The organism is Pseudomonas sp. 3JA (genome assembly GCF_036961705.1).
Classification (GTDB): Bacteria; Pseudomonadota; Gammaproteobacteria; order Pseudomonadales; family Pseudomonadaceae; genus Aquipseudomonas; species Aquipseudomonas fluorescens_Q.
The window spans coordinates 1-11594 of the sequence record NZ_JBAMDJ010000075.1 but is presented as its reverse complement, the minus strand read 5'-3'; the positions used below and the strand labels follow the sequence as shown (position 1 = coordinate 11594).

Annotated in this window: 10 protein-coding genes; 5 read left to right on the top strand and 5 right to left on the bottom strand. The window is 59.5% G+C overall.

Annotated elements, in window-relative coordinates:
- Positions 1 to 350: 350 nt before the first annotated feature.
- Positions 351 to 1475 (top strand): IS481 family transposase, encoded by a 1125-nt coding sequence (locus V7773_RS29800; RefSeq protein ID WP_336076442.1) that lies wholly within the window; start codon positions 351 to 353, stop codon positions 1473 to 1475.
- Between the two features lie 151 nt (positions 1476 to 1626).
- Here V7773_RS29800 and V7773_RS29795 read toward each other — a convergent pair whose 3' ends face one another.
- From V7773_RS29795 to V7773_RS29785, 3 genes are all read right to left on the bottom strand, one after another.
- A complete protein-coding gene (locus V7773_RS29795; RefSeq protein ID WP_336076441.1) occupies positions 1627 to 2295 on the bottom strand; it encodes a polysaccharide lyase family 7 protein in 669 nt (222 codons plus the stop codon).
- Positions 2296 to 2625: 330 nt separating this feature from the next.
- Positions 2626 to 3294, bottom strand: a complete 669-nt coding sequence (locus V7773_RS29790) for a polysaccharide lyase family 7 protein (protein ID WP_336076440.1) — start codon at positions 3292 to 3294, stop codon at positions 2626 to 2628.
- 282 nt (positions 3295 to 3576) lie between these two features.
- Positions 3577 to 4242: a polysaccharide lyase family 7 protein gene (locus V7773_RS29785; RefSeq protein ID WP_336076439.1), complete on the bottom strand. Its 666-nt coding sequence runs from the start codon at positions 4240 to 4242 to the stop codon at positions 3577 to 3579.
- A gap of 323 nt (positions 4243 to 4565) precedes the next feature.
- Here V7773_RS29785 and V7773_RS29780 point away from each other — a divergent pair, with 323 nt between their 5' ends.
- Genes V7773_RS29780 through V7773_RS29770 form a run of 3 tightly spaced genes read left to right on the top strand, consistent with a single transcriptional unit; the run spans position 4566 to position 7536 of the window.
- Positions 4566 to 6689 (top strand): putative bifunctional diguanylate cyclase/phosphodiesterase, encoded by a 2124-nt coding sequence (locus V7773_RS29780; RefSeq protein WP_336076438.1) that lies wholly within the window; start codon positions 4566 to 4568, stop codon positions 6687 to 6689.
- A gap of 42 nt (positions 6690 to 6731) precedes the next feature.
- Positions 6732 to 7235: a M48 metallopeptidase family protein gene (locus V7773_RS29775; protein WP_092151170.1), complete on the top strand. Its 504-nt coding sequence runs from the start codon at positions 6732 to 6734 to the stop codon at positions 7233 to 7235.
- 4 nt (positions 7236 to 7239) lie between these two features.
- Positions 7240 to 7536 carry a winged helix-turn-helix domain-containing protein gene (locus V7773_RS29770; RefSeq protein WP_336076437.1) on the top strand — a complete coding sequence of 99 codons (297 nt, stop codon included), beginning with the start codon at positions 7240 to 7242 and terminating at the stop codon, positions 7534 to 7536.
- 123 nt (positions 7537 to 7659) lie between these two features.
- On the opposite strand, the gene V7773_RS29765 is transcribed toward V7773_RS29770, so the two are convergent.
- Positions 7660 to 8112, bottom strand: a complete 453-nt coding sequence (locus tag V7773_RS29765; protein ID WP_063324014.1) for a GNAT family N-acetyltransferase — start codon at positions 8110 to 8112, stop codon at positions 7660 to 7662.
- 259 nt (positions 8113 to 8371) lie between these two features.
- Between V7773_RS29765 and V7773_RS29760 the strand changes: the two genes are divergently transcribed.
- Positions 8372 to 9109, top strand: a complete 738-nt coding sequence (locus V7773_RS29760; protein WP_063324015.1) for a substrate-binding periplasmic protein — start codon at positions 8372 to 8374, stop codon at positions 9107 to 9109.
- 100 nt (positions 9110 to 9209) lie between these two features.
- Here V7773_RS29760 and yccS read toward each other — a convergent pair whose 3' ends face one another.
- Complete coding sequence (gene yccS, locus V7773_RS29755) at positions 9210 to 11381, bottom strand: YccS family putative transporter (protein ID WP_336076436.1); 2172 nt, start codon at positions 11379 to 11381, stop codon at positions 9210 to 9212.
- Between the last annotated feature and the right edge of the window lie 213 nt (positions 11382 to 11594).

The window sequence follows — 11594 nt, the reverse complement described above, 5'->3', positions numbered from 1 at the left end:
ATTGGATCGGAGTACGACCGTGAGAGCCAGGCCGGCTGGCAGGCCGCCTCGCGGTGGACGTTGATCTCGGCGCCCCGTTAACCACGCTGGCCGAACGCAGGCATTGCGTAGTGGGCATCCCGGCATGGATGCCGGGATAGCTGCGCTGGGCCATGGATGGCCCTTCGCAGCGGGCCCACGGAGCAATGCCGGAGTGAGGGCATGCCGAGCCTAGGCGAGGCACCGAGTGGTGGGGCAAAGCGTTTTTGGTTACTTTTGGCGCTCTTCTGTACGGACCGGACACATGGTTGACGGGTGTGCGGGGACATGGTTGACACTTTTCAGCGAGCCAATTTCGCCGGAAAGCCATCATGCCCTGGACTACGAGAGATGCCATGAGCCTGAAAGAAGAGTTCGTTGCCTTAGCACGGCAACCCGGCAGCAATAAACGTGAGCTGTGTCGAAGATTCGGTATCAGCCCGCAAACAGCCTACAAGTGGTTAGATCGCTACAAGGCGCACGGTCAGCCTGGCCTGCAAGAGAAATCCCGCAGACCCGCGACCAGCCCCAAACTGACCCAGGCCGCCATGGAGGCGCAAGTCATCGCCCTTAGGCAGGCCCATCCGGCATGGGGCGGACGCACGATTAGCAGCCTGTTGGAAAAGCGTATCGCCCCCAGCACCGTCACCAATGTCTTGCACCGGCACGGCCTGATCCAGCCTTCTCAGAGAGAGCAATCGGCAACGCTGAGATTTGAACACGACGCGCCTAATGATCTTTGGCAGATGGATTTCAAAGGGCATTTTGCGCTGCAACAAGGTCGATGCCATCCCCTGACCCTGCTGGACGATCATTCTCGGTTCAGCCTAGCCATTGAGGCTTGTGACAACGAACGGGGAGCCACGGTGAAGGAGAGGATGATCGAGGTTTTCCAACGCTATGGCTTGCCGGCGCGTATCAACGTCGATAACGGCCCACCTTGGGGCTCGCCACGCAATCCGGGTGAAGTGACAGAGCTGAGTATCTGGCTGATTCGCTTGGGGATTCGGATCAGTTTCAGCCGTCCTCGCCATCCTCAAACCAATGGAAAGATCGAACGTTTCCACCGCTCGCTCAAAGCAGAAGTGCTGGATGGGCGTCATTTTTCCACGCTAATGGACGCTCAATCGGCTTTTGATCGATGGCGTGAGGTTTATAACCTGCAGCGCCCCCATCAGGCGCTGGGCTACAAGGTGCCTATGGACCGCTATCGAAGCAGCCCATGGGCGTATCCGCAGCAACTGTCAGAGTTTGAATATGGCCCGGATGATGTGTTGGCCAAGGTGTATCACAGTCGATTTCGCTTCCAGAAACGCTACTTCAGCATCGCCAAGGGACTGGTAGGGCAGCACATCGCAATACGCCCTAACGCTGAAAGCGATGGCTTGTTTGACGTCTATTTCTGCCATCACTTCTTACGGACCTTCGACGTGAATAACCCTGACTACGGCGCATAATGTGTCCACTATGTCTCCGCACAGGTGTCAACCATGTGTCCGGTCCGTACAGCGCTCTTCCAAAAGTGACCCGCCGTAAGGGCGGAACCGTAAGCCGCCGTTACCGCAGCAACGGATATACACACGATATCTCTCTATCGAAAGCACACAATCAAGTGTTGTGATCGATATCCAACTTACTGAACGTCACCTTCCCACCTTCGCTGGTATACCCACTGTTGTCCTGCACATACACGCCAGCCTTGAAGTACAACGGCTTGACCCGCCACGTAGAGCTGATAGTGGTGTACCAACTACGACCCGCCGCAGTAATACCCAAGTCACCCGTACGATCAAGGTGAAGCCGGTAACTGAAGGACTGAGAAAGCTTCACGCCGCTGGCCACGGTAATAACCCGACCCTCGTCGTCATCGGGGCGCATGCGCACTTTGGCGACGATGTTGCCGGTCTTGCTGTCGTCCTTGTACTGGTATTCCAGCTTCACCATGGGTTTGCTGCTGTCCTTGGCATGAATCTGCCCGATCACGATCTTGCCGGTGCTGGGTACCTGGTTGACCACCAGGGTCGCACTCAATTTATTGTCGGCATCGGGATACAGCCAGTTGCGCAAGGTGCCGTCTTTATAGGTTTCTCGCAATTCGCTGCGGGGGTAGACCGCGTTTTCAGTCTTGGTGCCGGTCACCGGTGACCAGAAATACACCGTGCTGCCTTCGGAATTGAAGTATTTATCTTGGAAGCCATCCAACAGCCGAGGCGTTTCAATGGTTTTCGGCGGGCTGCCCTCGGGGATGCTCAAGTTCCAGGTTGCAAGATCGACCATGCTCGGATCCTTTCTGTACATAAGAAATGATTTACGCCACAGCCGAAGGCTCTAGGACGCGCTTTCACCGACGCCAGGAGGAAGCAGGAACTCACGTTTTTCACGTGGATCCGGCGGAGGGTTGACGTCAGCAGACCGTCAGAGTGGCGTTTGCCGCTTTGGTGCCCGAGACAGACGACCGTTAGTCGGTTAAAGCGGAATTTTTTTGAACGATGGCGATATGGCACTGCTGCGTGCCTTGTGCTCGATTGAGCGTGAGGTGCGAATGCCGAAGCGTTGGAGGGGGTGATGCAAGCAGCATCCTTGCTGCCATGGCGCCAGGAAAGGCGATCAGATGTTGTGATTGATTTCCAGCAGGCTGAACGTCACTTTTCCGCCTTCGGTGGTGTAGCCGGTGTTGTCCTGCACATACGCCCCGGCTTTGAAATACAGCGGCTTGACCTTCCAGGCCGGATCGACGGTGGTTCTCCAGTTGTAGCCCGCTGCGCTGATACCCAGTGCGCCCTTCGGGCTCAGGTGGATCATGTAGGAGAAGCTGCGGTCCAGCTTCACGCCGGTGGCGATGGTAATGACTTGGCCGGTTTCATCGTCGGGACGCAGGCGCACCTTGGCGACGATGTTGCCGGTGGAGCTGTAGGTTTTGTACTGGTACTCCAGTTTCACCATGGGGCTGGTGCTGTCTTTGGTGTGGATCTGGCCGATCACGATCTTGCCGGTGCTGGGCACTTGGTTGACGGTCACGGTCGCGCGCAGGATGTTGTCCGCCGCCGGGTACAACCAGTTGCGCAGGGTACCGTCGCTGTAGGTTTCCCGCAGTTCGCTGCGTGGGTAGATCGCGTTTGCAGTCTTGGTGCCGGTCACCGGTACCCAGAAGAACAGCGTGCCGGTGTCGGAATGGAAGTATTCATCCTTGAACCCCTGGGCCAGCCGAGGTGTTTCGATGGTGATGGCGGGGCTGCCTTCGGGAATGCTCAAGTTCCAAGTGTTGAGATCGATCATGGTCGGATCCTGCGTAACGGGCGTAAAAGTGCTGAGTACCAAAGCGGGAGGCTCTACTCCGAGCATTTGGAGTGTGTTGATCGCGCAGGAAGGGGGTTTTTTGAACAGCCATCCGGCGGATGTTTGACGTCAATTGTCCGTCAAACATGTCAATTGCAGCATTTATGCCTGGATGGATGACCGTTAGTCGGTAGTTTCGAACTCGCGCTGAACTATTACGCATCTACAGTGTATGGCTGGGCTGGCAGCATTCCGTTGCTGCCCTGGCGCCACGCAAAGCGCCTAGATGTGATCGATATCCAGCAGGCTGAACGTCACGGTGCCGCCTTCGGTGGGATAACCGGTGTTGTCCTGCACGTACACGCCCGCCTTGAAGTACAGCGGCTTGTCGCTCCACGTGGAACTGATGGGGGAGCTCCACTGGTAACCCGCGCCATTGATGGTCAGGACGCCGGCGGGGCTGAGATGGATCAGGTAAGAGAAGGATTGATTCAGCTTGATGCCCGTGGCGATGGTGATGACTTGGCCTGTTTCGTCGTCCGGGCGCATGCGCACCTTGGCGACAATGTTGCCGGTGGAACTGTAGGTTTTATATTGGTATTCCAGCTTCAACAGGGGGCTGGTGCTGTTCTTGGCATGGATCTGACCAATCACGACCTTGCCGGTGCTGGGCACCTGGCTGACGGCCAGGGTGGCAGCCAGCTTGTTGTCCGTCGCCGGGTACAGCCAATTGCGTAAGGTGCCGTCGCTGTAGGTTTCACGAAGTTCACTGCGCGGATAAATAGCATTAGCGGTTGTGGAGCCGGTCACCGGTGCCCAGAAAAAAACCGTGCCGGAGTCGGAGTGGAAATACGGGGCCTGGAACCCCTGCACGAGTTGGGAGGTTTCGATGGTGGCCGGCGGGCTGCCTTCGGGGATGCTCAGGTTCCAGGTTGAGAGATCGATCATGGCGGGATCCTATGTCACTCGATGAAAAAGCTGCACACCACAAGGCAAGGCTCTAGGCCGGTCTTTTCGGGCGTACGAGTAAGCGACGGAAGAAACTGCCCGGCAACTTTTCGGCGGGTGGTTGACGTCAATTGTCCGTCGAGGGGGGGCTTTGCAGTTTCTGTGCCCGAGGAGGGTGACCGTTAGTCGGCTATTTCGGGCTTTGTCTGGATGATGGCGCGTTGACACCTACTGCTTTTGACAATCCCGGTCTAGAGTGAGGGGACAGTATTTGTCCGCTTTGCTACGTAAAAACGGACGTGGCGCCCGATAAGAGAAGCAGCATGGAATGCGCGCAACCACCGCTCGGCGAAGACAGCTCTGTCCTTTTGATTGTTGATGATTACCCTGAAAACCTGCTCAGCATGCGAGCCTTGTTGCAGCGTCAGGATTGGCGAGTCATGACCGCGTCCTCGGGGGTCGAGGCGCTTAACCTGCTGCTCGAGCACGACATCGATCTGGTTCTGTTGGATGTGCAGATGCCCGACATGGACGGTTTCGAAGTGGCGCGCCTGATGCGCGGCAGCCAGCGCACGCGGCTCACGCCGATCATTTTCCTGACGGCCAACGAGCAATCCCAGGATGCGGTGATCAAGGGCTATGCCAGTGGCGCCGTGGATTACCTGTTCAAACCCTTCGATCCGCAAATCCTTAAGCCCAAGGTCCAGGCGCTGCTCGAGCACCAGCGCAATCGCCGGGCCTTGCAGCGCTTGAGCCAGGATCTCGAAGCGGCCAGGGCCTTTAATGCCTCGGTGCTGGACAACGCCGCCGAAGGCATCCTGGTGGTGGATGAGAATGGCTGTATCCGCTTCGCCAACCCTTCTACCTGCCGCTTGCTCAATGCCACCGCCGAGCAGTTGCAGGGCATGCCGTTCCTGGATTTCCTGCAGAAACCGCATATCCCAGAGTGGGTCGATTCCGATATCCATAACGCCTATCGTCGGGGTGAAACCTGGCGACTGCATGACGCGGTGCTGCGCACGGCGCCTGGCCAGCAGGTGTCGGTGGCCTTGTCCTGTGCGCCGTTGCCGTCGGAGCAGAAGGCGATGGTGGTGACGCTCCAGGACATGTCCGTGGTTCGCCATTTGCACCAACAACTCGAATACCAGGCCGTCACGGACCCGCTGACCGGTTTGCTCAACCGCCGGGGGTTCTACCAGACCGCCGAAAACCTGTTGATGCGCAGCGAGCGCCTGGAAAGCAACTGGGTGTTGCTGTACCTGGACCTCGATGGCTTCAAGCGGGTCAATGACTCGCTGGGGCACGATGCCGGGGACCGGGTATTGCGCTGGGTGTCGGAACAGTTGAAGGCGTGCCTGCGCCCATTCGATATCCTGGCGCGCCTGGGCGGGGACGAGTTCACGGCGCTGTTGGACCTGGAGTTCCCCGAGCAAGCGGCCAAGATCGCCGAGAAACTCATCGAGCGGGTCGCGATCTGCCAGCAGATAGAAGGCATGGACGTCGCATTGGGGGCCAGTATCGGCATCGCGACGTACCCCGATTGCGGCGCCAATCTCGATGGGTTGCTGCGGGCGTCCGACATCGCCATGTACGAAGCCAAGCGTGCCGGTCGCCAGCAATACCGCTTTTACGATCATGAAATGAACGGTCGCGCCCGTTCACGGCTGATGCTGGAAGAGAGCGTGCGCTCGGCCATCGAGAACCGCGACTTCAATATGGTCTACCAGCCGCAGGTAAGCATCGTCGATGGGCGGATCCGCGGGTTCGAGGCGCTGTTGCGCTGGCAGCACCCCAGCGTCGGTGATGTTCCGCCGGGCCTGTTCCTGCCCTTGCTGGAAGAGGCGCGGTTGATCAGTCGCCTGGGCAGCTGGATTTATCATCGCAGCGCGGCCCAGCGCAAAGTCTGGGAGCGCTTGTTCGCTGACGACCTGGTGTTGGGGGTGAGCCTGAGTAGTACCCAGTTCGGCATGCCCAACCTGGTGACCGAGTTGCGCCAGGTCCTGGAGCGTCATGCCTTGAAGCCTCGGCAACTGGAGGTCGAGGTGACCGAGGATGCGCTGATGCGCAACCCCGATGAAACCCAAAAGCAATTGCGACTGCTGCGCCACCTCGGAGTGAGGGTGGCATTGGATGACTTTGGTTCGGGGCCCTGTTCATTGACGCATCTGCGCGACCTTGAGCTCGATACCCTCAAGCTCGATCGGCATTTGATCGCCCGCGTACCGGGGTCGCCCCGGGATGCCGCGTTGGCCGCCTCGGTGATTGACCTGTGTACGCAACTGGGCTTGCGGGTGATTGCCGAAGGGGTGGAGACGCGCGAGCAATATGAGTGGCTGCAGGCCCATGGCTGCGAGTATGTGCAGGGATTCCTCGTGGCGCGGCCCTTGATGGCCGAAGACACCAATGCCTTCGCCACACCGTTCGACTGGAGCGCGGTGCAGGCTTGAATTCGCTACACTGGCGGCCTCTTGTGACTGTGTTGCCCCTTGATGACCGCGCTCAAATACCTCCAGGCCTACCCCGCCGCCCTGCAAGCCCAAGTGCAGCAATTGATCGCCCAGGACCGACTGGGCGATTACCTGCAACAGCGCTATCCGGATCGGCATCCGATCCAGAGCGACAAGGCCCTGTACGGTTATGCGCTGGACCTCAAGCAGCAATACCTGCGTAACGCGCCAGCCATCGACAAGGTGTTGTTCGACAGTCGCCTGGACCTGACCCATCGCGCCCTCGGCCTGCATACCGCGGTGTCGCGGGTGCAGGGTGGCAAGCTCAAGGCCAAGAAGGAAATCCGCATCGCTGCGTTGTTCAAGGACGCGGCGCCCGAGTTCCTGAACATGATCGTGGTGCACGAGCTGGCGCACTTCAAGGAGTCGGACCACAACAAGGCGTTCTACCAACTCTGCGAGCACATGCTGCCGGGGTATCACCAGTTGGAATTCGATCTGCGGGTGTACCTGACCTGGCGAGATCTGCAACCCCACAAGGAATGACCGAATGGATGTCAGCAAGACCAAGAGCAGCTTCTACCGTCGCTTGTACGTGGCTTACCTGATCGACAGCGGTGTCGCCAGCAACGTTCCGGCCCTCACCGAAACCACCGGCATGCCACGGCGTACCGCCCAGGACACCATCGCCGCGCTGGCTGACCTGGATATCGTTTGTGAGTTCGAGCAAGAGGACGGCGCGCGCAACCATGCCGGGCGTTATCGGATTCGCGATTGGGGGGCGATTGATCGGGGGTGGATCGAGGGGAATTTGCCGCGGATCAAGGCGGTGCTGGAGTACCCCTGATTTTTCGGTGCCTGGGCTGGCCCCATCGCGAGCAAGCTCGCTCCCACAGTGGGTCTTTGGTGAGCACAGTAGGCGGGCCAAAGATGATCTATTGTGGGAGCGAGCTTGCTCGCGATGGCCTTTTCAGGGGCGGTGCATACCAATGTGTGGAATCCCATCCTCCATGTATTCCACACCCACCACTTCAAACCCATACCGCCCGTAGTACCCCTGCAAATGCGCCTGGGCCGACAGTGAGATCGAGGTGCCGGGCCAGTGTTTCTCGGCGTGCTTGAGGCCCTGTTCCATCAGTTGATGGCCCAACCCCTTGCCCCGTGCTTCTGGCGCAATGATCACGCGCCCGATCACCACGTCACTGTTTTGCGAATGCGGGTCGAGCAGGCGCAGATAGGCCACCAGGTGGTTTCCCTGCCAAGCCATCAAATGGCACGTGTCGCCCTCAAGGTCCAGGCCGTCAACGTCCGGGTAGGCGCAGTTCTGTTCGACAACGAACACTTCGGCACGCAATTTGAGGATGGCATACAGCTGTTCCTTGCTCAGGTCACTGTGATGTTTACAGACCCACTCGATATCCATTTTTGAATTTCCTGAAGAGCTTGATGCCGATATTAAGCGTGCTTGGCCCGGAAGTCTCTTTCTCGCTCGACTGGAAAATCTGCGATAAAGACCAAAATGCCATCATTCCTCTGTCGCGGCGTTGTCGTCTTTGTGTAATCTTCGTGACAGCGCTGCGCAGCGGTTCCAATGAGCTAATGTTAGGACCGGGTGTCTGAGGATGCCTGTTGAGTGTCGGCTAAAAACAAACCGGGCTTTGAACCCGTCAAGGACGTTTGGCATGCCGCGATTGCATCGAGCTCTTGCATTGATCGGATTGCTGTTACTGAGCTATGAGGCCTGCGCGCAAAAGCTGCGTCTGGTCGCCGATGCCTGGCCGCCCTTTACCGATTCCACATTGATCAATGGTGGCCTGGCGACCGATATCGTCAGCACGGCGCTGGCGCGGGCCGGCTATGCCACGGACTTCGAACAGGTGCCTTGGGCCCGGGCGATGCTGGGCATCGGCGAGGGCCGCTATGATGTGCTGGTCAACGCCTGGTACAGCGAGGAGCGCACTCACATTGGCCAGTTCTCGGCTGAGTATCTGCTCAACCGTGTGCGTTTCATCAAACGCAAGGACGAAACGATCCAGTTTGACAGCCTGCAACAGCTGCGTGCCTATCCCATCGCCGTGGTTCGCGGCTACGCCTACTCCAAGGACTTCGACGAAGACCTGCAAATGCAGAAAGTTCCTGTGCATAACTTTGCGATGGCGGTGCGCATGCTGGCTGCCGATCGTGTGAAGTTGACCCTGGAAGACGAGTACGTCGCCCGCTATTACCTGGCCCGCGAATCCGCCAAGGTACGCAGCGCCGTGGAGTTCCTGCCCAAGCCCTTGAGCGAAAACAGCCTGCACATCCTGGTCAGCCTGAAGAACCCGGAGCATGAGCAGATCGTGGCGGGGTTTGACCGGGAGATCGCGGCGATGAAGGCGGATGGGAGTTATGCGCGGCTGTTGAAGGCGCATGGGATGTAGGGGGGAGCAGCTTCAAGCTTCAAGCTTCAAGCCATAAGCTGCAAGCAGAGCGCACGAACTTTGCTTGCAGCTTATGGCTTGAGGCTTGAAGCTGAGTCCGTCAGGCCTTCATCAAATGCGCCGCCAAGGTCCGCAATGGGCCAAGCTGACGGCAGATCAACGCCAGTTGCGTCTGCACCAGGCGCTGTCCTTCGTCGATTTCATCGGGCATCCGCTCAAGCTCGCTGGCCAGGGCTTCTTCGTCGTCGCTCTGGATCGTGATCGGCTGTTTACTTGCCAGGCCCTGGGCGATTTCGTCGATGCTCGCTGCCAGTTTCACCCCAGCCTCGTCGATCAACTGTTCGCGCACTTCGGTCGGCAGTTCGGTGCCCCGGTGGGCGCCCAGGCCCGACAGGTAGCTGAGCAGGGTGTGGGACAGCACCAGGAAACGGAACCCCACATCGGCTTCCTTACGGAAATGCCCCGGCTCCATCAGCATGTTGGCCAGGGTGGTGGACAATGCGGCATCGGCATTGTGGGCGTTGCGTCGGGCCAGGCGATAGGCCAGGTCGTCGCTTTTGCCGGCGGCGTACTGCTGCATGATCTGGCGCAGGTAGATGCTGTTGCAGGTCAGCGTATTGGCCAGCACCTTGTTCAGCCGACGGCCCTGCCAGTCGGGCAGGAACAGGAAGACCGCCAGCCCGGCAATCAGGCTGCCGAGCAAGGTATCGAACAGCCGTGGCAACAGCAGCCCGTAGCCGTCGCCCACCTGGTTGAAGCAGAACAGCACCATGATGGTGATCCCCGCTGTCGCCAGGGTGTAGCGGGTCGTGCGGTTGGTAAAGAACACTACCCCGGCGGCAATGGCGAAGCTCGATTGCACCAGCGGATTGGGAAACAGATCGAACAGCGCCCAGGCCACCGTCAGGCCGATGGCGGTGCCGATGATCCGCTGGCCGAGCTTGCGCCGGGTGGCGCCGTAGTTGGGCTGGCACACGAACAGTGTGGTAAGGATGATCCAATAGCCCTGGGACGGGTGGATCAGGTGCACCATGGCGTAGCCCACGCTCAGGGCCAAGGGCAAGCGCAGGGCATGCCGGAACAGCAGCGAAGTGGGCGTGAGCTGGGTACGCAAGCGCAGCCAGACATCCTTGAGGTTGCGCGGCGAGCGGTCGAGCAGGCTGCTGTCGGTGGCGTCGGCCAGGGCGTCGGGGTTGCTCGCGTCGCTGAGCAGGCGGTCCATGGTAGCCAGGTTCACCGACAGTGCCCGCAACGAACGCAGCAAGCCGCGCCAGGCCGGGTTGCTCTGGATGCGCAGGTGTTCGAGGGACGCGTGCAGGTCGTTGAGGGCCTCGGCAAAGGTGTCGTCGTAGACGAACGGCTGGCGCAGTTGGATCGACTCGGCCAGTGCCTGGCAGGCCTTGCCTTGCTGACGCAGCAGGCGTTGGCAGCGGAACAGTACGTCGCTGTGAAAGAAGGCCTCGGCCAGGGCGTTGTAGGGATAGTGAGAAGAGCTGGCGCGTTCGTGGATGTCCTGGGCCAGGAAGTACAGTTTCAGGTACCGGCTGACTTTCGAGCCGGGGCGGCCATTGCCCACGCGGTGCAGGATGATTTCCTTGGCGCTGTTGAGCGCAGCGACCACCCGGCCATTTTGCTGGGCCAGTTCCAGGCGTCGGGCTTCGACGTCCAGTTGGCGGATCGGCTCCAGCAGCGACGATTTGAGTTTCAGGTAGCGTCCCAGCTCGCGAAACAGCCGAGCCAGGCTTTGTTGCACCGGTTGGTTGGAAAACAACGCCTGCCACAACACCGACAGCAAGCCGTACCACGCGGCCCCCGTGACCAGTAGCAGGGGTTCATGCCAGAAATCATTGACTGCGCCGCCGCGCTGGTCCACGCCGATCATGGTGTAGACCGACAGAATCAGCGTGGCCGAGGCGATGGCGCCATAGCGCTCACCCAGGGCGCCAAGCATGGTCAGGCCAAAGGCCGCCAGGGCCAGGGCGATGATGAACAGGACGGGATAGGGGAACAATAATTCAACCGACAGTGCCGCGACGGTGAAGCACACCAGGGTCACGGCCAGCGCGTTGAGGCGGCCCTGCCAACTGTCGTCCGTCTCGGCCAGGGCGCTGGCGATGATGCCCAGGAACAAGGGAATCAGCAGCCCCATCTCATCCAGATACCAGCACAGCCCCATGCTGCCGGTCAGGGCGATGAAGACCCGCACGCTATAACTGAACTTATCCAACGCCCAAAGGCGACGCAAAGACTGGCTAAACGAGTTTGCTGACATGAAGTGCACGGGCCTGACGGGCAATGACGCTAAATTGAGGCAGTAATGACGCCGACGCAATGGCGGCGATCACATCTGTCAGCAAAAAGTGTTCCGCGATGCACCTGAGGCCACTTCCCCGTGGCGAGGGAGCTTGCTCCCGCTGGGGCGCGCAGCGGCCCTAAAACCCGGCGACACGGTGGATCAGGTTGATTGAGTGAGCTTGAGAGGGGG